We start from the raw sequence: 22,133 nt of genomic DNA on the forward strand, positions 1-22,133 counted from the left end.
CACTTCGGCATCGATGGGTGCTGTGCTGATGCTGTTCATCTACCTGAGGCTCCGTAAAACAGGCCAGGAACAGAGGACCAACAGGTGAGGGCAGAAGACAACGCATTGTCCGTACCACTTAGCGTTCTTGATTTGGTCCCTATCGCTGAAGGTTCCAGCGCTGGAGACGCAATCGAAGCCTCTATGCTAGCGGCCCGTTTGGCCGATGAACTCGGCTACCGGCGGTTCTGGTTCGCCGAGCATCACAATGACCCAAGCGTGGCCTCCAGCGCTACCGCGCTGCTGATCTCTCAGGCGGCTTCCGTGACTGAACGCCTCCGGTTAGGTTCCCGCGGTGTCATGTTGCCCAACCATGCTCCGTTAATGGTGGCCGAACAATTCGGCACTATGGCTCATATTCATGGCAACCGAATCGACCTGGGTCTGGGACGTGCACAGGGCACCGATGGGAAAACCTCTCAAATGCTCAGGCGTTCCTCGGCCGAACCAGAAGCATTTGTTCGCAGCGTCGAAGACTTCCAGGGCTGGTTTAGCCAGACCGGTCGGGACCCGAACAGCTCGACTCTGTCGGCTCCTTCTGCTGGGACTGAAGTGCCTATCTGGGTGCTTGGCTCAAGCCCCAAAGGTGCGTCCGTTGCTGGTCAGCTAGGTTTACCATTCTCGCTGGCATCGCACTTTGCACCGGACCAGATTGATGAGGCCTTGCAGTCGTACCGGGAATCTTTCAACCCAGATGCGCAGACCGCCCAGATCGATAAACCATACGTGATGGCTGCGGTTAACGTGATGATCGCCGACACCGACGTCGAAGCGGAACGAGAATATACGACGGTCGTACAGATGTTTATCAATCGCATTATCGGCAACCACGGCAAGATCCAGCCGCCGGTGGATCCGGAGACTCTCCCCCGTGGCGGAAACAGTCCGATGCTGCGAGTTAAAGCCGTGGGCTCACCGACGACCGCCAAAGCACAGTTGGAAGAGTTTGTTGAGCGCACAGGCGCCGATGAACTCATGACCGTCACCTATGCTTATGATCCGGCCGTGCGAAATCGCTCATTGCACCTGCTTGCCGACATCTGGTTTTGAATTCTCAGAGGAATATATTCGACTACTGCTGCGAGAGTCAGGTTACCCACATATTCTGCCTATCACGATCATTTATCTCAGTGATGATTTAACATTTGTATGAGCAATCAATCATGAAATTCGCACCAATCCTTGGAATACAAGCCGTATTTGGCCAAGCATTTGTGAAAACATTCCCTCAAGGTGTCTGCAATTCGTGAAGCATGGAGCATCGAAAAATAACGACAGCACTGTGGCACGCGGGCGTCGGGTGGGAGCATGGCACTCCCGCGCCGCTACCCAACGGCGAAAAACCAGCTCCAACGTTTTGGATGTTCGACCTGGTAGTGCATGGACTCCACTTATTCACAACCCACTGGAAACGCAGCTAGAGCTGGCCAACCAGAGTCAACAATCCGAATTCTCGTTGATGACAAAGTTTGCCAAGAATAATAGAATAGCTTCATGGTAACAATGAATGTATCTCTGCCGGAGGGGCTTAAAAAGTTCGTCGAGTCGCAGGTCGTTGAGCTGGACTACGGGACCAGTAGTGAGTTCATCCGCGACCTGATCCGACGTGAACAATCGCGCACGAGACTTCGTGCAATGCTTGAGGACGGCATGAACTCGGGACACGGTTCTGAGATGGATGAAGTGTACTTCGAAGAGTTGCGTGAGCGCATACAAACAACCGGCGCCGTATGAGTCGTCGTGTAGTTACGACCCGACGCACAGATGAAGACATTGCTTGGACAATAGATCACTACCTTGGTCAAGGTGTCCCTGAAGCAGCGATGGGCTTCGTCGATGCTCTCGAGGAGGTCAAGACGATCATTGGTGAGCACCCACAATTGGGCTCAATCCGTATCGGTATCGAGATAGGTATCCCCGAGATGCGAACCGTTGCTTTGAAAAAATTTCCGTACTTGGCGTTCTACACCTATGAAGTCGAGGTGGTGCGGATTCATCGGGTACTGCACACTGCCAGGGATATACCTGTAGAGTTTTTCAGTAGCTGACCGTATTGTCGGGCTTGCAGACAATACAACACGGCGCTTCGAATACGAGGTTCGAAGCGCCGTTTGCTTTATGCGGTGAGCGGTTACTGGTCTGCTTTGATCAGATCAGCAGCACGTTCACCCATCAGCATTACAGTGATGTTCGGGTTTACGGCAGGCAACTGTGGCATGGCGGAAGCATCAACCACACGCAGGCCCTTGGTACCTTTGACACGCAGCTGTGGATCCAGTGGCGACATTTCATCATCAACCGGGCCCATGCGGCATGAGCCAGCAGGGTGGTAGACCGTGTTGTGTGTCTTGGATACATAGGCTGCGATGTCTTCGTCCGACTGAACGTCTTCACCCGGGAAGAGCTCGCGGCCGGCATACTCAGACATGGCAGACTGCGCGACGATCTTGCGTGCCAATTTGATGCCGTGTACGGCAACACGCATATCGTGACCTTCTGGGTCAGTGAAGTAGCGTGGATCGACCATTGGCTTATCGGCGTAGTCGCGCGAGCGCAGACGAACGGTACCGCGCGAACGAGCGTGGGTAACGTTTGGGGTCAGCGCAAACGACTCATCTTCGTGCGGGTAGCCGTGACGACGAGTATGCATCGAGAACGGCACGGAGCCGTAGTGCATCATCAGATCCGGTAGATCCAAGCCGTCTTCGGTCGGGGAGAAGATACCGATTTCCCACCACTGGGTGGCATCACGGGTCATCGGAACCTTCGATGCCCAAGAAATGACGGCTTCTGGATGGTCCTGCAGATTGGAACCAACACCCGGAGCATCGACGCGAACGTTCACGCCGTGCTCTGCCAGATGGTCTGCCGGACCAATGCCCGACAGCATCAACAGTTTTGGTGTGTCGATGGCTCCGGAAGACACCACGATCTCGCGGTTGGCGGTCAAGGTTTCCATGCGGTCAAAAGCATTGCTGAGGTATTTGACGCCGGTTGCTCGATTGTCTTCATCGAACAGAATCTCGGTGACCCAGTGCTCGGTGAGAATATCGAGGTTTTCACGATCCATGATCGGGTGCAGATAGGACACCGATGATGATGAGCGAGTGCCGTCTTTCTTCGAGTTGATCTGGAAGAAGCCGGCACCGTTGATCACGGTTTCACCGGTGTTGTACTGCACCTTTGGGATGCCCTGTTGTTCACAAGCATCCAGCAGCGCCTTCCCGACGGGATCGTTTTCTGGCACGTTCATCAGGTGCACTGGGCCGTCGGTACCGTTGTGGTCTGCCGTGTTCTCGTTGGTTTCCAGACGTTTGATCAGCGGCAGAATGGTTTCAGCATTCCAGCCTTCCGCACCCATTTCTTCCCACAGGTCCATGTCTTCGGCCGGTGGGTGGAACGCGATACAGGAGTTGTGCGATGAGCAACCACCCAGTACACGTGCTCGGGAGTGACGCATAAAGGAGTTACCGTTTTCTTGGGGTTCGATCGGGTAGTCCCAGTCCAAACCAGATTCCAGCAATTCTGGCCAGCGGTTGAGCTGCAGAACAACGTCCTGATCAATATCAGTTGGGCCGGCTTCTAGCAGTGCAACCGAAACGTTTGGATCTTCACTCAACCGAGCGGCCACGACGGCTCCGGCGGAGCCACCACCGATCACCAGGTAGTCATAGTTATCTTTTGCCACGTTATGCTCCATTCGTGTTGCCGTCTATTTCTGTGGGAACCAGCCGGAGACAGCCGGTTCGGTGTTCTCGTAGATGTGCTTGGAAACGGTGTACTCTTCCATACCGGTGATACCTAGTTCACGGCCAACACCGGATTGTTTGAATCCGCCCCACTCTGCCTGTGGCAGGTATGGGTGGTAATCATTGATCCAGATGGTGCCGTGACGCAGCTTGCGCGAAACGCGGGTAGTAACACCCGTATCGGATGACCAGACAGCGCCTGCCAGGCCGTAGTCGGTGTTATTAGCAATGGCGATGGCTTCATCTTCGGTTGCGAAGGTTTCAACGGTAATGACCGGGCCAAAGCCCTCTTCAATGACGGCCGGGTTGTCGGCGGTGCACTGGTCCAGCACGGTTGGCGCGTAGAAGTAGCCCTTTTCGTGTTCGGGTCCACCCCAGTTGCCACCAACGCGTAGACGCGCACCGGCTTCGATGCCGCGATTGACATAGTCGGTGACTTTATCGCGGTGTTCTTTGGAGATCAGTGGTCCGGTTTCGGCCTTTTCATCAAATGGTCCGCCCATGATAATGTTGCCGGCGCGGCGTACCAGTTCGTCGACGAACTTGTCAGCGATGGTGTCCTGAACGATCAGGCGGGTACCGGCTGAACAGACGAGCCCGGAATCGAGGAAGCCCGCATTCAGTGCGTTGTCGACGGCAGCTTCGAAGTCGGCATCCGCAAAGATCACGTTCGGGTTCTTGCCACCGAGTTCCAGTGCTACATCCTTGACCGTGTAAGCAGCTGATTCTGCGATCTTTCGACCGGTGACCAGCCCTCCGGTGAAGGACACCAGATCGATGTCCTTGTGGGTGGACAGCGGTGCGCCAACGGTGCCGCCGTCACCCAACACCACGTTGGCAACCCCTGCTGGCAGACCGAGCTTGTCCATGACATCTACGATCAACATGGTGGTGTGCGGGGTAAGTTCTGCTGGTTTGATCACAAACGAGTTGCCGGTGGCAATCGCCGGGGCGATCTTCCAGGACGCCTGCAGCAGTGGGAAGTTCCACGGGGTGATCATGCCGACCACACCGATGGGTTCATGCACGACACGCGAGATGACGGTAGGGTCACCAGCGTCGACTAGACGACCGGGGTAGTGGTCTGCGATCTTGCCGAAGTGGCGGAAGGCCGAGATAATATCGTCCATATCGCCTTCTGCCTCGACCAGACGTTTACCGGTGTCGAGAGCTTCTGCGCGGGCGAACTCGTCCTTGCGTTCGCGAATACCTTCGGCAACGGCTAACAAGAAGTCACCTCGCTCGGCGGCAGGCTTATCTGCCCACACACCGGATTCAAAAGCGGCGCGCGCTGCAGCGATGGCGCGTTCGGTGTCCTCGGTTGTTGCCTCAGAGACCACACCAACTTTACTGCCATCAGCGGGACAATAAATAGTGCGGGTGGCTTGATTCGATGAGGCCACCCACTGGCCATCAATAAACAGAGATTTGACGTTTTCAGCGCTCATGATCGGCGCCTCCTTGATCGTTGGGATCATCAGTGGTTGAAGTCTGTTCGGACACGGTCGGAATCGAGGTGGTTGAAGTATCAGCCTGGTCGCTGTCGGTCCATTCGTCGGGAACATTCACTTCGACAATGCCAGAAGGTGAACCCTTATCTCCGATCATGGACATGTACAGCACGTGTGCGTCGTAGGCATCCAGGATGTCAGCGATGATCTGGTCACTGGTGTATCCCATAATATCTTTGCCTTGTGAGCCTGTCAGGGTGAAGACTTCGACCTTGAAGAAGACTTCTTTGACTGCAGCCAGGTTGGATGCGTAGTTGGGCACGTCGTAGGCAACCGGATACGGCTGGTATTTGAATTCGTCCTGTTCGGGGAATCGAACCATCAAGTCCACATACGGGATTGGGTAATCGGGGTGTTCACCGCGATGGCAGGTGACATCGGCACCAAGCTTGGTGAGTTCTTCAGCGACGTCTTCAACTGCCGGAGTAGCGACCTCGTTGATGAACTTGGTGGTCTGCTGTGCGGTAGCAAACGACATCCGGCGACGTAGTCGGTGCTGCCAGCTGGATTTCCCACTGTCACGCAAACTGGAGAGTACGCCCGGCATAGCAGCCTGTTTGGAGTCGAAGCTTTGAACTTCGGTTCGTAGGATTTTGTACAGGCTGATCATCATCAGGTAGATCACGACCGAAAACGGCAACCCGATCAATACGGTGGCGGCTTGGAGCGTGTAGACCCCGTCAATGAACAGCATCGATAAGGTGAGGGCACCGGTGACAACCGCCCAGAATATGCGCAACCATGGCGCACCATCTGAGTCATTGGTCGTTGGCTTGGAGGTCAGGTTTGCCATGACCAGGGAGCCAGAGTCAGCCGAGGTTACGTAGAACAACAGTCCGGTGAGGACCGCAAGGCCAATACTGAAGGTCTGGCCGGGATACTGGGTCAGCAGGTTGAAGAACCCGGATTCGGGGTTTTCGATTGCTGCGCTGAGAAAAGCCTCATCGCCAGCACGGAAGAAGGCCAGTGCACCATTGCCAAAGATTGAGATCCACAGGACGATGTAGCTGAGTGGAATGAGCAGTACACCCAAAATGAACTGGCGTAAGGTGCGGCCGCGGGAAATACGAGCCAAGAATAGACCAACAAAGGCGGCCCAGGCTATCCACCAGGCCCAGAAGAAGAGCGTCCAGTCCTGCATCCAGGCTTGTGACGAATATGTGGGGTCACCGTCGGTGTAGCCAAAGGTATTCATCAACATGGAGGGCAAACGTGAGAAGTAGTCGCCAATGTTTTGGACCAGCTGGTTCATCAGTTTCGGTGTCTCACCGGAAATGAGCACCCAGAGCATCATGGCTACTGCCAGTAGCACGTTGAGCTCAGATAGGCGGCGAATACCTTTGTCCACGCCTGTGACGGTGGAAATGATGGTGATACCAACGGCCAGAACCATCAGGGCAATTTGGACACTCATACCTTGTGGGACACCAAAGATGTGCGCTAGCCCGTAGTTGAGGAAGACAACGCCGATACCCAGTGAGACGGCGATACCAAAGATGGTGCCCAAGACCGCGGCAACATCGACGGCGTGGCCTGCGGTACCTTTGATACGTTTACCAAAGATTGGTGCAAGCGCTGAACGGATGCTCAATGGCATGTGGTAGCGGTAGGCAAACAGGCCGATGCCCATACCCATCAGTGCGTACAGCGCCCAACCGGGGGTGCCGTAGTGGAACATGGTCCACAGTGGGGCCATGCGCGCTGCCTCATCGGATAGTCCAGCGCCTTCTGGCGGGGTGAGGTAATTGGTTGCCGGACCGGATATTCCGAAGAACATCAGGTCAACGCCGATACCGGCGGCAAATAGCATCGAGGCCCAGGTAAAGAGGTTGTACCGGGGTTTGGAATGGTCGGGTCCCATTTTGACGCGTCCGACCCGGGTCAGTGCTACAACGAGCACGAAAATGACCACCAGAGTAACGGTGACGACGTAGTACCAACCGAGGTTAGCGCCGATCCAGTCCATGGATCCAAAGATCACGGTGTCGGCTTGGTCAGGCCAGATCGAAGCCCAGATCACAAACGCCACAATAATCAGTGCCGATGTGATGAAGACAGGTTTATTGACCGGAGCGTGTTTTGGCGCGCTCTCTAAGGGTTCCGGGGTTCCCGAACTCTTCAATCCCTGAGCATGTTTCGCATCAGGCGAGTCCACGGCATCCGCCATGATAGTCCTCTCGTTGAAAACAGAATACGTACCAGGCACAGTGTGAGTGGTTTTAGAAGCCTGGACTATCGCAACCATAGAGCCCAAAATCAGTTGAAATCAAGATATACCCTTGCAAGGTTAGCTATAACACAAGACGAACTTTCGTAAATGTGATGGGAAACTTACCTGTGAGTAACTTTTGTGTGGAGTCTGAAGCTTCGGTTTTGGTGGTAAATGGTCGTAGACTCGCACCCACCACGCGGCAAGAAGTAGTGGCAAGTGGAACTTCTGAACATCAGAAGGAGGACGAGGCGAGATGCTCAACAAATGGTTCAGAACGGGCTCTGCTAAATGTTCTGCCGCCAAACTGACGGGCGAGGCCTCTGTACTGGCTGGTCTCACTGCCATTTATGATCTCGTCCGCAAGCGTTCCTGGGTCCTCAAAAATTATCCGATCCTCGGCCACGCACGGTGTGCTCTGCTCAAGATTCGAGCACAAATTCAGCAGTACTTCAGTGAACATAAATGGGATGGTCGACCATTTGGCTACATTTCTCGGCAACTGGTGCACGCGCGTTCGCGCGATGAAGATGAAAAGGGCAAAGCATCCTTTGGTACCTTCCACGATGTAACCGCGGATGGCAAAGAATGGTTCGTTCATTCGACGAACCCGATGGATCCGCCCAAAACTGTGCCTAGGGCGCACGTGGGCGATGAAGACTTGTTCTGGGAATTAGGCACTGCATGTTTTTGGGCCAGAACAGCCGCCGGCCGCTTTGAGGCCAAAGAGTTCGCGGACAAGGCGGCCCACGATGCGGTGAAAGCGGTTTCTCCTCAACCCAGACCGGGACAGTTATTGGGTCAGTCCCCCAAGAGTGGCGCGTAGATTTGCAACAACCGGATCCACATGCATTTGGGTACAGCCGCGACGCTATGGAACACAATGTATCTCGGTATTGATCTTGCAGCTAATCCCGAGCAGACGGGTATGGCTGTTCTGCGGGACATTGACGGTGTCCTAATGGTCACTACCACCGCAGTTGGAGTCAGTGATACTCATATTGTTGACGCCGTGCATCAAGCTGATGGTACAGGCGTCGATGTTCCGATCGGGTGGCCAATCCGGTTCGTCGAGCTGCTCGAGGATCACGCGGCGCACCGGCTGCCACCACCTGAATCCACCGATGTGGACTGGCGCCGGAGTGTAGCGCTACGGGCCACAGATATAGCGGTGCATCGTCGCACCGGGATTGCACCGATGAGTGTGGCAGCCAACCTGATCGCCTATCCAGCGTTCCGGTGGGCTGGGATTGAAGCCACGCTGCGGAACGAAGGAATCGACACCAGTCGAGATGGCAGCGGAGCAGTAGCCGAAGTGTATCCGGCAGCGGCACTCTACCGTTGGGGTCTGCCACATCGGGGGTATAAGGGTGCGCAGCAGACCGCTGTTCGGCACCACATGGTGGAGGCGATTGCCACGGTATTTCCAGAGTTTGACTGGCAGGGATTCGAAGCTTCGGCTATCGCAGACGATAATGTGCTCGACGCTGTGCTGGCGGCATTGGTGGCATATCAAATCGCCCAGGGCAACTGTGAGGGATCAGATGAGGATGAGCGAAAAGTGGCGTGCGTGGAGGGCTGGATCTGGCTACCAAAACCGTCGAATTAATGTCGGTCCAGTATGCCGCGTCGTATTTGCACCGCGCGGATGCCAGCACAGCCAAGCGCCAGGAGCCCCAAGACCACTAGAGGCATGACGTAGCCGGTGACCGGAAGCATCCAGGAAAACAGCACCGGTATGGCAAATCCGACATAGGTAAACACGTAATAGATACCCAATGTGGTGCCGCGCCGTTTCGGAGGGGCATAAATTTCGACATCTAAGAGCCCCTCGCGAAGTGCCATGCCATACGCGGTGCCCAAGAACAGCGTGGCCACTACAAACAACCAAATCGGTGGTGATTGACCACCCACACCTGCCAAGAGAAACCCGGCACCGGCGATACTGGCGGCCACGATGCCAGCTTTCGGCCCCCACGTGAAGCGGCGAGCCAGCCCTTGAGCAAATACCCCGGCGGTAAACGCCAACAGTGAAGCGATACCGGGTAATAACACGCCAGCATTCACCTGAGGTGCCACCCGCTCGGTCAGGGTGACCAGAGCGATGATGGCCGTGGAGAAGACCCACAGAGCCATGGGAATAGACGTTGCCAGTGCCCGTCTCATACTTGGCTGGTGGACGGATGCTGCTGTGGCAGTGGGTTGGGTCGGCTGAACAAGCGGAGCCGTCCGAGCGTCGCCAACGATCAGGGAGGCAATCACCGCAAGACACGTCAGAGCTGCCGCAACGATAAACGGCACAGCAACGGCGGCAGTATCGGAGAGTAAATAAGCGAGCACGCCCGAAGCTATGGGGCCCAGGGCAAACCCGGCGGTCAATAGAATACCGGCGAGCACCATACCTGCCGCCCCCTTCAACCGTCCGGCCCAGGCGGTTCCTGCGCTGATGGCTAGACCAACACCCAGCCCGATGACCAGCCGACCCAGAAACAGTCCGGGAGTCGACTGCCATAGCAAGATCAACATGTTCCCGGTCGCTGCGGCTAATGCTCCGGTGAGAACGACCGGGCGGGAGCCTAAACGATCCGCTAACATGCCACCGATCAGCAAGCTCGGCACCAGGCCCACTGCGTAGATCCCGAAGGCAGCGTTCACCACGATCGGGGTGAAGAGTTCTTGGTCGCGGAGCACAGCGATCATGGTGGCGAAGTGATTCGTCGACCACCCGGCGGCCAGCAGGAGGAAGGCCACCACCGCGAACACCACGGTGGTGCGGCGCCGTGTAGTACGTTCCGAAGTAGCCACCGTGGTGGCTGGCGGAATAGCCGCAGTCGACGCTGCACTGTCATCGATAGATACTGCGGTTGCACGAGTGTGCCGCTGTGTCACGTAGTCTCCTTGTCGTAGCCCTAACGTGTGATTAGGGCTACATCTGGACTGTAGCGGAAACCGTGTGGGAGTGGAAGTTTCGTGAGGGCCGTTGGCAAGGCGGACACCTCACCGTGAATTCCGCCGAGGAACGAGGAAAATCTGGCAGACTAGGTGCAGTATCTGTAGGCGACCCTGCCGCAGGATGCATCGACTATCATCAGCATTTTGAGGAAATCATGTCATATCAACAACCCCCGCAGGGGCCACCACCGCCAGGGTACAATCCAGGACAACCAGGACCAGCAGATCATGTGCCGAATAAGCCTGGTCGACGCCGAGGAAAACGCCGATTGACGTGGGGCATCATCCTGATGGCTGTTGGCATTATCGGCGGGGTCGTCGGCGCTATGATCTTTGGTTTCTCCGCCGCTGGTCAGTTTGAGAATTTCGAAGAGAACACTTACGAAATCCAACAGTCGGTGACTATGGATGGTCTGGGTGACAATCGGTGGTACATCTACCAAACCGGTGCGGCAGGCGGTTCAATCACCTGTGAAGTGACCGATGAATCCGGCGAGAACATCGTCAGCAACAACATGTCGTCGTCGGTCTCAACGAATGAGCTCGACTACGAGGCAGTACAATCCTTTAGCTCGGAAGCGGGCAGCACGTACCAAATTTCGTGCTCGTCATATCCGGTTGCGATCGGCGGAATGGTTCCACTCGGCGGGATCTTCGGTGCAATCGGCGCGGCGATTGCCGGTGGCATCATCTTCCTTGCAGGTCTGGTGCTCACAATTATCGGTGCCGTTGTTCGGTCGAAATCCAAGCGTCAGACGCCACCATCGGGTCCACAGTATGGCGGCGGCTATCCAGGATATGGTGTACCACCACAGCAGTATGGGCAGCAGCCGCCACAGGCATGACCCACACTGCAACGGCCCAGCCGCGACGACACGTCGTCGGGTTTATTCTGGGCAGCGTCATCGTGGGCGTGATCGGGCTGGTGACAGCCATTGTGTTGACCGTATCTGGGATCCTCAATAATTTTAGTGAAGTATCGACCAGCTACGAAGATGTCTTTGAAACGGGCATCGAAATCGGCCCGATCGCGACCCCGCTTGAACTCGAAGACGCAAGCTATGCGCTGCTGTCTTTCTCTGATAATCCAAGCCAGCCCACACCGGCTGAACAAGCTGAATCATGCTCGATCAGCGACGAGCACGGCGACGAGGTTCCGGTCCAAACTTCAACCCAGTCGGCAGAAGCATCAGAAGTCGACACCTCTGAATACGAGCTCACCGGTATCAATCATGTGATCTACACAAGCTTCGAGACCACCAAGGGGACCTACGCGATCTCTTGCGAACAGTTTGGTCTGCTCAGCGACGGTAGCAGCTACACCATGAACGGCACGGCTATCGCAGGCATCCTGATCGGCGCGGTGAGCGTGCTGCTTGCCGGAGTACTCTTTCTTATCGGCGTCATCAACCACACTCGAAACCGCAACGAGCAGCGCAAACACCCGCGACGCTATATTGAATACAAGTTGAGCCCCGACCCAATCGACCCAAGCTCCTAAGAAATCACTAGGCTGGGAGACATGCTGAACTGTTCGGACCCTGCCGCTCGTATCCATACTGAACTCATCGAAGGCGGTCCTCAACGGATCGTGTTTCTCCACGGATTGATGGGCCGTGGCAAGAACTTCACGACGATAGCCAAGGGGATGACGGAAACCGCCACCTCCCTTTTGGTCGATCTACCCAACCACGGCCTCTCGTGCTGGACGGATGCGTTCGACTATGTTGAGATGGCCGATCTCGTCGCTGATGAGCTGCGCCGGGACTTCTGTAAAGACGAGCCAGCTGTCGTGCTGGGCCACTCGATGGGCGGTAAGGTCGCCATGCTGTTGGCCCTGCGTCATCCAGAACTGCTAGCCGGTCTCATCATTGAAGATATTGCTCCCACCAGCTCCACCACCAGTGAATTCAAACACCTGCTGGGTACATTGCTGTCGAAAGTTGATCTCACCGGGATTTCCTCCCGCAGGGAAGCACATGCGGCCATCAAACAAGATATCGACGACGCTGCAGTGCGTGGCTTCTTACTTCAAAACCTCGCCCGCGATGACGACCACGGTTTCAAATGGGAACCCAATATCCACATGTTGTACGACCACTTGGACACAATCGTGGCCTTCCCTGAGGTCGAAGGAACCTTCGAGGACCATCCGGTGCTGTGGATCAAGGGTGAACATTCCGACTACATCAACGACGAATCCGGTGAGGTCATGCGCGAGCTCTTCCCGATGACCCGGCGCATACAAATCCGCGATGCCGGTCACTGGATTCACGCCGAACAGCCTAAACACTTCATCGAAACACTCAAGTACTACATCGCTGGCCGATACGACGACGCCTGATATTCCGCTGGCAATGAGTATCGCTGCCACCGGTAAGCGAATTTGATACTCTAACGGGCGTGACTACACATCAAGATTCCGAAGTGAGCATCCCTGAAGTTCCGGTTGGACCGGGCGGTCGGGAGGCGCTCGTTGGTCGGCGTATCTTCCCCTCGCCACTTGGCCGCCGCATCACCTACGCCGTGATATTCGAAGTGCTTGCCGTCGGTTTCACCACCCTCATCCTGGCACTGTTGGGCAACGACTCTAGTGCGTCCTTTATCGTTGGGGTCATCTCCTCGACAGTGGCACTAACCTGGAACCTCATTTTCAACTGGGGTTTCGAAGCCTTCGAACGCCGTATCGGCGTGACCCACCGGCCCTGGTATATGCGCGCCAGTCACGCAATACTCTTTGAAGGCGGCCTGATCCTCATGCTGATTCCCGCAATCGCATGGGTTCTCGGCGTGAGTCTCTTCGAAGCCTTCATGCTCGAAATTGTGCTGTTGATTTTCTTCCTGATCTATACGGCCGTCTACGCCTGGACCTTTGACCGGGTCTTTGGACTACCAGAGCCTGCCGCCAACTATGGACGCTAGCGACAGTGTGAGCACCGTAACGCAAAAATACTTTCCACTGTGCGGCGAACACCCGTCGATAAATTATGGTTGCGACGCCTAAGGTAGGGATATGGCTACTACGAAATTTCAAGGTAACTCTGTCAACACCGTCGCCGATATCCCAGCGGTCGGATCGAAAGCCCCGAACTTCACCCTCGTGGGTACCGATCTCTCTGAGGTCAAACTCTCAGACTATGCTGGCAAATGGGTCTTACTGAACATCTTCCCATCGCTGGACACCGGCGTCTGTGCTGCAAGCGTGCGCGAATTTAACGAACGCGGCGCCAAACTCGACAACACCGTCGTCCTCAACGTCTCCATGGACCTGCCATTTGCGCAGGGTCGCTTCTGCGGTGCCGAAGGCATCGAAAATGCTCACACAGCGTCCGCATTCCGTTCGGACTTCGGTAACGACTATGGCGTACAGCTAGCCGACGGACCCATGACCGGTCTGTTGACTCGTACCGTTATCGTTGTGAACCCAGACGGCGAAGTCACCTACACCCAGCTCGTCGATGAAATCACCAGTGAACCAAACTACGACGAAGTCATGGAACACCTGGGTTCCTAACGTCCAAAACACACAAAGTACCTAGTGAATCAGCAACACTTCTCCGAAGAACCCCCGCGGCGCAACGAAGCCCAATCTTCTGAGGAACACTTAGCTGATGCACCACCGCCACCACCGCCCGGGCCACCCACAATGGGCCTGGGCGGTGATCCGCGGTATGACCGCCGTTGGGTCTATTCACCGCACCCATCACGCGATGAATCACGCGAGATCCCATATTTCTCATACGGCCTCGAGCCGGTAGAGCCGGCCAACCGTCGGCAACGACGACGTGGCCCCCTCAATGCACTGATCACCGGCGCAGGCATTCTCGGCTTCGCCTTCTTACTCATCGGCTTACTCTCACAGATTTTTGACTGGGACACCCAGAGTAATCCCGTCCAAGAATTCTTTGATCCAGAACCCCAAGCACCACAGGTTGTCCCTGACGGAGAAGGCTCTGCCGACAGCCTCATTGCCGGTCTCGAGCACGTTCACGAAGGCATCGCGGTGGATTGGGAAGCCGGCGGCCAACACACCGGACCGGGCTTAGACCCGGGTCAAGAAGTTGGGTCTGCACCCGGTGTCTTTATGGTCGACACTCAGGTTTATCAATACATGGGCTTCGGCACCGGAGTGGTCGTCAGCTCGAGTGGTCTGGCCATCACGAACTACCACGTAGTCGAATCCTCAACCTCCGTGAACATCACCATGGCCGATACCGAACAACAGTATTCCGCCACCGTGCTGGGACGAGATGCCGCACAAGACATTGCGGTCTTACAAATCGACACCGAAGAACGACTCCAGGTTGCCTCGATCCATGCCGGCAATATTGAGGTCGGCGATCAGGTGGCAGGCGTCGGTAATGGCGCAGGACAGGGCTACCTGACCTCTGTGGTCGGTGAAATCGATGGACTCAATGAGACCATCCACATTGAACCTCCGGAACCCGGTTCACGAGGGCAATTATATGAAAACCTCATCAGGATTACCTCCGATATTGTGCCCGGTTATTCGGGCGGACCAACGGTTGATCGTAACGGTCAGGTGATTGGCATTTCGACAGCCGCAACTCAAGAGACCAACAACACCGAAGACGCGTACGGTTACGCGGTACCGATCGTGAGCGCCCTAGAGGTCGTCGAACAAGTACTCAACGGAGACGAATCCGGGGGAGTGGTCATCGGTTCCGGAGGTGCACTCGGCATCGTGGTGTCCTCTGAACCAAACGGTGGGGCTCGCGTTATGGAGGTCACGCCCGGCTCTGCCGGTGAAGCCATAGGTCTTACACCCGGGGATGTGCTGCTTGAAATTGACGGTGAAGACGTCGTGAACTCGTCGTTTATTTCCCGTTTTGTTCGTGATCGCAACCCGGGAGATGAAGTCGAGGTGGTCTGGCAGAGCGAAGAGGGCGAGATCCACCGGGCCACCGCAACTTTAGATGAAGCAGAAATAAACTAGAGCTGCTCATCCACCATCACATTGCGGGCAGCAAATGCACCCGCAACGGACATGGCAATACCCGTGGCCATCAGTAAGATCAACGTGCTGGTCCAGGTTCCTGATGCCGAATACAACATGCCAACCCCCAGCGGTCCGATCCCGGCAAGGATATAGCCGACCGGCTGCACAAACCCTGAGAGTCGAGCGGTAATTTCTGGGTCGATACTGCGGGCAGGTATAAGCGAAATCGCTGTTGCAAATGCCATCCCGCCAAGCCCCAACAGCAGGACCCACAGCCAGCGACCTTCGGCCGGCCATAAATACAGGCCCAGATAGCCAATCGTGCTGAGGGCACCGAACGCGACCGGCCAGATCCACAACCGCTTGGAACGATCCACCACGGTGGGCATCAGCAAGCTGCCCACCAGTCCAATCAGTGCCGTGGCGGCCAGCAGCAATCCCGCTTCGGTTGAGCTGATACCAGCGTCTCGATAAATCTGTGGCAGCCACCCAAATTGCACGTACACCTGGGTGGACTGTAGGGCAAAGAACGCTGTCATAGCCCAGGCCGCGCTCGAACGATACATGCGCTGGGTCGGCACCGCACGGGCTGGATTCTGTGGGTAGTCGTAGCCAATCTTCTTGGCAATAATCACCCACAGCACCAGTGGGATCGCGGCGACGAGCCCCCAGGTCGACAGTGCAGCACGCCAGCCAGTTTCAGCGGTGAACACGGTAGTAAAGACCTGGGCCAGTGGCGCGGTTGCTGCAGCGCCTAGGGAGCCTGCCGCCACGACGCACACCGAATAGACGGTCATGAGTTTGACCGTATGCTGCCGTGCATGGATTTTGATCCACGCTGGCATCAAGACATTGGCTATCGCGATCCCCGTGAGTCCCAGGATAGAGAGCCCGAGAAACAGCCAGGCATTATCCACCCAGGCGCGCAACCCGATCCCCAGGGTCAGCGCGGCGGCGGATAGGAACAGCGTGGCTGAGATACCAACACGCCGTCCAATGCGCACGGCGAACAGGCCCATCACCCCGAAAATCAAACCGGGAAGTGACGTCAAGAACCCAAGCGCCCCGCCACCGAAGTCCATGCCCCGCCCTATTTCCGCCAGCAGTGGCCCAACTGAGCTGGCAGCGGCGCGAAGATTCAGCGCTAGCGCCAGAATTGAAAGGAACATCAACCCAAGTGTGAGTCGTGTTGGCGTTGATGCTTGTGGTGTGTTTTGTGGCATAGACACAGTTCTACCGGCAACGCTGTGTTTCGTCACGTACAACTATGCGACGCGGAACTTCTTGCATGAGTCCCGCTGTGCTTTACACTAGTACCGTGGTCGTCACGTACACACCCTAGGTATCTTCGGCCCCAAGCAAACCCTTCATTTTCTACCTTCAAACGAGGTATGCCCATGACCAATCAGACCACCACACGCGAAGATCTCCGAAATGTTGCCATCGTCGCTCACGTAGACCACGGCAAAACCACCCTGGTCAACGCCATGTTGACCCAGACCGGTGCATTCGGCGACCACAAAGATGTTGGCGACCGTGTGATGGACTCTGGTGAACTGGAAAAAGAAAAGGGCATCACGATCCTGGCGAAGAACACCACCGTGTTCTACTCCGGACCGGCTTCCAACGGCGAAGACGTCACCATTAACGTCATTGATACCCCCGGGCACGCTGATTTCGGCGGCGAAGTCGAACGCGGACTCTCCATGGTCGACGGCGTCGTCCTACTGGTCGACTCCTCCGAGGGCCCACTGCCACAAACACGCTTTGTGCTGCGTAAAGCACTCGAAGCCAAAAAGCCGGTCATTCTGGTTGTCAACAAAGTGGACCGCCCCAATGCGCGCATCGACGGCGTGGTCTCCGACTCCATGGACCTGTTGCTGGGCTTGGCCGAAGACGTTGCCGAAGATGTGCCGGACCTCGACCTGGACGCTGTGCTGAACGTGCCGGTCGTCTACGCCTCAGGTAAAGCCGGAGTTGCTTCCACCGAACAGCCTGCCGACGGCGAATTGCCTGATAGCCAAGATCTGGAACCGCTGTTCGCCACGATCATGGAGCACATTCCTGCCCCGACCTACACCGAAGGCGAAGTACTGCAGGCACACGTGACCAACCTCGACTACTCGTCCTTCCTTGGACGTCTGGCACTGTTGCGCGTCCGTAACGGCACCTTGAATAAGAACCAGACCGTTGCTTGGTCCTCCGAAAACGGTATCAAGAACGTCAAAATTACCGAGCTGTTGGAAACCAAGGGCCTGGAACGCGTGTCGGCCGAATCTGCCCGCCCGGGCGAAATCGTGGCCGTAGCCGGTATCGAAGACATCATGATTGGCGATACCCTCACCGATCCCAACGACCCCAAACCACTGCCACAGATCACCATTGACGAGCCATCGATCTCGATGACGGTGGGTATCAACACCTCGCCGCTTGCTGGCAAGGTCAAAGGCGCCAAGGTGACCGCACGCCAGGTGAAAGATCGACTGGACCGCGAGCTCATTGGTAACGTGTCGTTGAAAGTGCTGCCAACCGACCGCCCAGACACCTGGGAAGTGCAAGGTCGTGGTGAGCTGGCCTTGGCGATTCTGGTAGAACAGATGCGCCGTGAAGGCTTCGAACTCACCATCGGCAAACCACAGGTGGTTACCAAAGAGATCGACGGCGTGCTCCACGAGCCGATGGAAATCATGACCATCGACCTGCCAGAAGAACACCTGGGTTCCATCACCCAGCTCATGGCCGGACGTAAGGGCGTCATGGAAAACATGGTCAATAACGGCACAGGCTGGGTCCGGATGGACTTCAAAGTCCCAGCACGCGGCCTCATCGGCTTCCGCACACGCTTCTTGACCGAGACCCGCGGCGCCGGTATCGCATCCTCCTACGGCGCCGGTTTTGCCCCATGGGCGGGCCACATCGTCTACCGTTCCAGCGGATCGATCGTCTCTGACCGTGCCGGTACCGCCACCCCGTACTCGATGATCAACCTGCAAGAACGCGCAGAGTTCTTCGTCCAGCCGGGTGCAGAAGTCTATAGTGGCATGGTGGTTGGGGAGAACTCCCGTAACGAAGACATGGACGTCAACGTCGTCCGTGAAAAGAAACAGACCAACGTGCGTGCTGCCTCATCGGATAACTTTGAGGGCTTGACCCCACCGCGTGTCCTCACTCTCGAAGAATCACTCGAGTGGGTACGCGACGACGAATGTGTAGAAGTAACTCCGGAAGCAATCCGGATCCGTAAGGTTGTGCTGGATGCAAACGAACGTGTCAAACTCGCCCGAGCTCGGGCACGCGCCGAAGCCCAGTAAAACCTCTGGCCGCCTCGGGATCGGCTGGATCCTGGGCACCGTCGCGGTAGGTATCGTCACCGGTGCCATCGGTACCGTGATGCACCTGAATTCGTTTTGGACCGGTAGTTTCGGCATCCCCTGGGGCGTGGCACTAGCCATACTCGTTGCAGGCCTGGGCCAGTGGTGGACAGGTTTGATGACCGCCAATATGCTGGCCCCAGGTCTGACCGGAATTTCCCAATACGCTACACTTGCGGCGCTGACCGGGTTACTACCCGGTGACCACTTCAGCGTGGCTCTGAATGCTCAAACCTGGCAGTTCGTGCCCCACCTGGTGATCGCCACCCTGGTGTGGCACGCAGGCATCGTCATACTGACCATGATTTCCGTGCTGCTGGTCAGCCGGCAAGTACGCCGGATACGCGAACAAGCAACGGAACGTGACGACTACTCGGGCCTACACTCGAGTGCCACCGCGTGGGATAACCGGTAGACTATCGGAACAACAACGTGTGAAGGAGCAGCACCCAAATGACCTACGTGATCGCCTTGCCGTGTGTCGACCTGAAGGATAAGTCATGCATTGACGAATGCCCGGTCGATTGTATTTATGAAGGCGAACGCATGCTGTACATCCACCCGGATGAATGCGTTGACTGCGGGGCATGTGAACCGGTCTGCCCGGTTGAAGCCATCTACTACGAGGACGACACCCCGGAAGAGTGGGCCGACTACTACGACGCCAACGTCGAATTCTTTGATGACATCGGGTCACCCGGCGGCGCCGCAAAACTCGGGCTCATCGAAAAAGACCACCCGCTGGTGGCCGCTCTGCCGTTCCAGGAACAGAACGTCTAATGCTTGACCTGCCCCAGTACCCGTGGCGCCTGCTTGCCCCCTATAAACAGTCGGCAAGTGAACACCCCAACGGGATGGTCGACCTGTCCATCGGAGCACCGGTCGATCCCACACCGGCTGTCATTCAAACGGCGCTGCAATCAGCGTCGAACTGGCCGGGATACCCGGGATCATCCGGTACCGACCAACTGCGTGAAGCCATTGCCGAATGGTATAACCGACGGCGTGAAGTCCCCGGCCTCACCAAAGACCACGTTGCCGCCACAGTGGGGTCCAAGGAGTTTATTGCGTGGTTGCCCGTGCTGTTGGGCTTAGGTCCCGACGACGTCATTGTGTACCCGACCGTTGCGTACCCGACCTACGATATCGGCGCCAAAATTGTTGGGGCGACATCGGTAACAGCCGATTCCCTTGCGGATCTCGATGCGACCACCCGCGCCAAGGTCAAACTGGTCTGGGTCAATTCCCCGGCCAACCCCACCGGCATCGTCCAAGACACTCAAGCACTGGCTACCATCGTGCAGGATGCGCGATCTATCGGCGCCGTGGTTGCCTGCGACGAGTGCTACGCAGAACTTGGCTGGGGCAGGTGGGAAAACGAACCGGTCCCATCGATCCTGCACCCGGACGTAACCGGAGGAGACCTTCGCGATCTACTCTCCGTGTATTCGCTGTCGAAACAATCGAATATGGCAGGCTACCGGGCGGCCTTCGTCGCCGGCGATGAACAACTCATCGCAGCGCTCATTAACCTCCGATCCCATACGGGCATGGTGGTCCCCGGACCGATTCAGCACGCCATGATCGCAGCACTTGCCGATGAGGATCACGTGTTCGAACAAAAAGATCGTTATCGCAAGCGTCGAGAACACCTCAAGGCCGCCATCGAGGCAACCGGTCTGACCGTGGAACATTCCGAGGCAGGCCTGTACCTGTGGATCCGCGATCCGCACGTTACCGCCCCCACCGCCGACAACTCCTGGACGCTCGTATCAAGATTCGCTGACGCCGGCATCCTCGTTGGCCCAGGCGTGTTCTACTCAGCAGCGGGCAACGGGTACATCCGCGCATCCATCACAGCCACGGACGATGCGATCGATCAGGCCGTGACTCGGCTGAACGCAGGGATATAGATTACAACGCTTGGCCATAATGTACTAAGCGTCACCAAAGTTGATAAATTTGTACGGCAGAGACATAACCAATAGTGCCACCGAACCTGTGGCCGAAGTGCACAGATCACACTGCACAGACAAGAGGGAAAACCATGACTGAAAAACACGACGGTAAGTTGACTGTAGGCGACATCAACGTAGATCTTCCACGTGTTGAGGCAGCGGTCGGTAACGACGGTCTCAGCATTGGTTCAGTTCTGCGCGACACCCAGTCGGTCACCTACGACCCAGGTTTCATGAACACTGCAAACGCCCAGTCTGCTATCACCTACATCGATGGTGATGCTGGCATTCTGCGCTACCGCGGTTACCCCATCGAAGACCTGGCCAAGAACTCGTCATTCTTGGAAGTCGCCTACTTGCTCATCTACGGCGAGCTGCCAACAGCCGATGAACTGTCCAACTGGGACACCAACATTCGTGAACACACCATGTTGCACGAAGACATCAAAGACTTCTTCAACGGTTTCCCACGCAACGCTCACCCAATGGCCGTCTTGTCGTCAGCAGTCTCTGCACTCTCCACCTTCTACGCAGACTCCCTGGATCCCTTCGACGAGGAACAAGTCCACATCTCGACCATTCGTCTGATGTCCAAGGTGCCGGTCCTGGCCGCCTACGCGTTCAAGAAGTCCATCGGTCACCCATTCCTGTACCCGGATAACTCCCTGAACCTCACCGAAAACTTCCTGCGTCTGACCTTCGGGGTGCCAACCGAAGCTTATGAACTCGACCAGGACGTCGTCGATGCACTCGACATGCTGCTCATCCTGCACGCCGACCACGAGCAGAACTGCTCGACCTCCACGGTCCGTCTGGTTGGCTCATCCCACGCCAACATCTTCGGCTCGATCTCGGCCGGCATCAACGCACTGTTCGGTCCACTCCACGGTGGCGCCAACGAAGCTGTCCTGACCATGCTGGACCAGATCAAAGATGAAGGTCTGTCCCCAGAAGAATTCATGGATAAAGTCAAAGACAAAGAGTCTGGCATTCGCCTGATGGGCTTCGGCCACCGCGTCTATAAGAACTACGATCCACGCGCGCGCATCGTTAAATCCACCGCCGAGAAGATCCTCAACAAACTCGGTGCTGGCGACGAACGCCTCGAAATCGCGATGCGTCTCGAAGAAAAAGCCCTCAACGACGACTACTTCGTGGAACGCAAACTGTACCCGAACGTCGACTTCTACACCGGCCTCATCTACAGCGCTATGGGCTTCCCACCGCGCATGTTCACCCCGCTGTTCGCCATCGGCCGTCTGCCAGGCTGGATCGCACAGTACCGTGAAATGATCGAGGACAAAGCAACTCGTATCGGACGTCCACGTCAGGTCTACGTTGGCCAGGACCTCCGCCGCTATCCAGGCGTTTAGTCGATAGTGAA

21 protein-coding genes are annotated in these 22,133 nt (G+C 56.5%); 16 read left to right on the forward strand and 5 right to left on the reverse strand.

Annotated elements, in window-relative coordinates; translation table 11 throughout:
- Positions 1-84: 84 nt before the first annotated feature.
- The 3 genes from G583_RS0110425 (at position 85) to G583_RS0110435 (ending at position 2,087) form a co-directional block, all read left to right on the forward strand.
- Entirely contained in the window at positions 85-1,089 is a 1,005-nt protein-coding gene (locus G583_RS0110425; RefSeq protein ID WP_022871122.1) for an LLM class flavin-dependent oxidoreductase, read from the forward strand.
- A 444-nt stretch (positions 1,090-1,533) separates the two neighbouring features.
- A complete protein-coding gene (locus G583_RS0110430) occupies positions 1,534-1,773 on the forward strand; it encodes a ribbon-helix-helix domain-containing protein (RefSeq protein WP_022871123.1) in 240 nt (79 codons plus the stop codon).
- Positions 1,770-2,087, forward strand: coding sequence for a type II toxin-antitoxin system RelE/ParE family toxin (locus G583_RS0110435; RefSeq protein WP_022871124.1), 318 nt, complete (start codon positions 1,770-1,772; stop codon positions 2,085-2,087). Before G583_RS0110430 ends, G583_RS0110435 begins: the two co-directional genes overlap by 4 nt.
- 83 nt (positions 2,088-2,170) lie before the next feature.
- Here the strand turns inward: G583_RS0110435 and G583_RS0110440 are convergent, their stop codons facing one another.
- From G583_RS0110440 to betT, 3 genes are read right to left on the reverse strand one after another with little or no spacing between them, the layout of a single operon-like run.
- Positions 2,171-3,727 carry a GMC family oxidoreductase gene (locus G583_RS0110440; protein WP_022871125.1) on the reverse strand — a complete coding sequence of 519 codons (1,557 nt, stop codon included), beginning with the start codon at positions 3,725-3,727 and terminating at the stop codon, positions 2,171-2,173.
- Between the two features lie 24 nt (positions 3,728-3,751).
- Positions 3,752-5,236, reverse strand: a complete 1,485-nt coding sequence (locus G583_RS0110445; protein ID WP_022871126.1) for an aldehyde dehydrogenase family protein — start codon at positions 5,234-5,236, stop codon at positions 3,752-3,754.
- Positions 5,226-7,466, reverse strand: coding sequence for a choline BCCT transporter BetT (gene betT, locus G583_RS15590; RefSeq protein ID WP_022871127.1), 2,241 nt, complete (start codon positions 7,464-7,466; stop codon positions 5,226-5,228). The genes G583_RS0110445 and betT overlap by 11 nt, the downstream gene beginning before the upstream one ends.
- 298 nt (positions 7,467-7,764) lie before the next feature.
- Between betT and G583_RS0110455 the strand changes: the two genes are divergently transcribed.
- Both G583_RS0110455 and G583_RS0110460 read left to right on the forward strand, forming a co-directional pair.
- Positions 7,765-8,334: a hypothetical protein gene (locus G583_RS0110455; protein WP_022871128.1), complete on the forward strand. Its 570-nt coding sequence runs from the start codon at positions 7,765-7,767 to the stop codon at positions 8,332-8,334.
- A 57-nt stretch (positions 8,335-8,391) separates the two neighbouring features.
- Positions 8,392-9,117 (forward strand): DUF429 domain-containing protein, encoded by a 726-nt coding sequence (locus tag G583_RS0110460; protein WP_022871129.1) that lies wholly within the window; start codon positions 8,392-8,394, stop codon positions 9,115-9,117.
- Here G583_RS0110460 and G583_RS0110465 read toward each other — a convergent pair.
- On the reverse strand, positions 9,114-10,397 hold the full coding sequence (locus G583_RS0110465; RefSeq protein WP_022871130.1) for an MFS transporter: 1,284 nt from the start codon (positions 10,395-10,397) through the stop codon (positions 9,114-9,116). The two genes, G583_RS0110460 and G583_RS0110465, sit on opposite strands and share 4 nt — an antisense overlap.
- 113 nt (positions 10,398-10,510) lie before the next feature.
- Here G583_RS0110465 and G583_RS0110470 point away from each other — a divergent pair, with 113 nt between their 5' ends.
- From G583_RS0110470 to G583_RS15595, 6 genes are all read left to right on the forward strand, one after another.
- A complete protein-coding gene (locus G583_RS0110470) occupies positions 10,511-11,305 on the forward strand; it encodes a hypothetical protein (protein WP_156832102.1) in 795 nt (264 codons plus the stop codon).
- Positions 11,302-11,961, forward strand: a complete 660-nt coding sequence (locus tag G583_RS0110475) for a hypothetical protein (RefSeq protein ID WP_022871132.1) — start codon at positions 11,302-11,304, stop codon at positions 11,959-11,961. Before G583_RS0110470 ends, G583_RS0110475 begins: the two co-directional genes overlap by 4 nt.
- A 21-nt stretch (positions 11,962-11,982) precedes the next feature.
- Positions 11,983-12,804, forward strand: coding sequence for an alpha/beta fold hydrolase (locus G583_RS0110480; RefSeq protein ID WP_022871133.1), 822 nt, complete (start codon positions 11,983-11,985; stop codon positions 12,802-12,804).
- Positions 12,805-12,863: 59 nt separating this feature from the next.
- Positions 12,864-13,382: a PACE efflux transporter gene (locus G583_RS0110485; RefSeq protein WP_029629490.1), complete on the forward strand. Its 519-nt coding sequence runs from the start codon at positions 12,864-12,866 to the stop codon at positions 13,380-13,382.
- Between the two features lie 91 nt (positions 13,383-13,473).
- Positions 13,474-13,974 (forward strand): thiol peroxidase, encoded by a 501-nt coding sequence (gene tpx, locus G583_RS0110490; RefSeq protein ID WP_022871135.1) that lies wholly within the window; start codon positions 13,474-13,476, stop codon positions 13,972-13,974.
- A gap of 24 nt (positions 13,975-13,998) precedes the next feature.
- Positions 13,999-15,417, forward strand: coding sequence for a S1C family serine protease (locus G583_RS15595; protein ID WP_022871136.1), 1,419 nt, complete (start codon positions 13,999-14,001; stop codon positions 15,415-15,417).
- Here G583_RS15595 and G583_RS0110500 read toward each other — a convergent pair.
- Positions 15,414-16,643, reverse strand: coding sequence for an MFS transporter (locus tag G583_RS0110500; RefSeq protein WP_022871137.1), 1,230 nt, complete (start codon positions 16,641-16,643; stop codon positions 15,414-15,416). The two genes, G583_RS15595 and G583_RS0110500, sit on opposite strands and share 4 nt — an antisense overlap.
- 174 nt (positions 16,644-16,817) lie before the next feature.
- On the opposite strand from G583_RS0110500, the gene typA reads away from it, so the two are divergent.
- From typA to G583_RS0110525, 5 genes are all read left to right on the forward strand, one after another.
- A complete protein-coding gene (typA, locus tag G583_RS0110505) occupies positions 16,818-18,731 on the forward strand; it encodes a translational GTPase TypA (RefSeq protein ID WP_022871138.1) in 1,914 nt (637 codons plus the stop codon).
- The gene (locus G583_RS0110510; RefSeq protein ID WP_022871139.1) at positions 18,676-19,206 is read left to right on the forward strand and encodes a hypothetical protein; all 531 of its coding nucleotides are present in this window, start codon (positions 18,676-18,678) and stop codon (positions 19,204-19,206) included. Before typA ends, G583_RS0110510 begins: the two co-directional genes overlap by 56 nt.
- Positions 19,207-19,244: 38 nt before the next feature.
- Entirely contained in the window at positions 19,245-19,571 is a 327-nt protein-coding gene (gene fdxA / locus G583_RS0110515) for a ferredoxin (RefSeq protein WP_022871140.1), read from the forward strand.
- The gene (dapC, locus tag G583_RS0110520) at positions 19,571-20,704 is read left to right on the forward strand and encodes a succinyldiaminopimelate transaminase (protein WP_022871141.1); all 1,134 of its coding nucleotides are present in this window, start codon (positions 19,571-19,573) and stop codon (positions 20,702-20,704) included. The genes fdxA and dapC overlap by 1 nt, the downstream gene beginning before the upstream one ends.
- 134 nt (positions 20,705-20,838) lie before the next feature.
- Complete coding sequence (locus G583_RS0110525) at positions 20,839-22,122, forward strand: citrate synthase (protein WP_022871142.1); 1,284 nt, start codon at positions 20,839-20,841, stop codon at positions 22,120-22,122.
- Positions 22,123-22,133 lie beyond the last annotated feature (11 nt).

The sequence above is a fragment of the Yaniella halotolerans DSM 15476 genome (genome assembly GCF_000420805.1).
Lineage (GTDB): Bacteria > Actinomycetota > Actinomycetes > Actinomycetales > Micrococcaceae > Yaniella > Yaniella halotolerans.

Coding starts and splice junctions, on each gene's coding strand:
- tpx (WP_022871135.1), top strand. CDS start 13,474: ATGGCTACTACGAAATTTCAAGGTAACTCTGTCAACACCGTCGCCGAT.
- G583_RS0110455 (WP_022871128.1), top strand. CDS start 7,765: ATGCTCAACAAATGGTTCAGAACGGGCTCTGCTAAATGTTCTGCCGCC.
- G583_RS0110480 (WP_022871133.1), top strand. CDS start 11,983: ATGCTGAACTGTTCGGACCCTGCCGCTCGTATCCATACTGAACTCATC.
- G583_RS0110460 (WP_022871129.1), top strand. CDS start 8,392: ATGTATCTCGGTATTGATCTTGCAGCTAATCCCGAGCAGACGGGTATG.
- fdxA (WP_022871140.1), top strand. CDS start 19,245: ATGACCTACGTGATCGCCTTGCCGTGTGTCGACCTGAAGGATAAGTCA.
- dapC (WP_022871141.1), top strand. CDS start 19,571: ATGCTTGACCTGCCCCAGTACCCGTGGCGCCTGCTTGCCCCCTATAAA.
- typA (WP_022871138.1), top strand. CDS start 16,818: ATGACCAATCAGACCACCACACGCGAAGATCTCCGAAATGTTGCCATC.
- G583_RS0110445 (WP_022871126.1), bottom strand. CDS start 5,236: ATGAGCGCTGAAAACGTCAAATCTCTGTTTATTGATGGCCAGTGGGTG.
- G583_RS0110500 (WP_022871137.1), bottom strand. CDS start 16,643: ATGCCACAAAACACACCACAAGCATCAACGCCAACACGACTCACACTT.
- betT (WP_022871127.1), bottom strand. CDS start 7,466: ATGGCGGATGCCGTGGACTCGCCTGATGCGAAACATGCTCAGGGATTG.
- G583_RS0110435 (WP_022871124.1), top strand. CDS start 1,770: ATGAGTCGTCGTGTAGTTACGACCCGACGCACAGATGAAGACATTGCT.
- G583_RS0110475 (WP_022871132.1), top strand. CDS start 11,302: ATGACCCACACTGCAACGGCCCAGCCGCGACGACACGTCGTCGGGTTT.
- G583_RS0110430 (WP_022871123.1), top strand. CDS start 1,534: ATGGTAACAATGAATGTATCTCTGCCGGAGGGGCTTAAAAAGTTCGTC.
- G583_RS0110525 (WP_022871142.1), top strand. CDS start 20,839: ATGACTGAAAAACACGACGGTAAGTTGACTGTAGGCGACATCAACGTA.
- G583_RS0110510 (WP_022871139.1), top strand. CDS start 18,676: ATGCAAACGAACGTGTCAAACTCGCCCGAGCTCGGGCACGCGCCGAAG.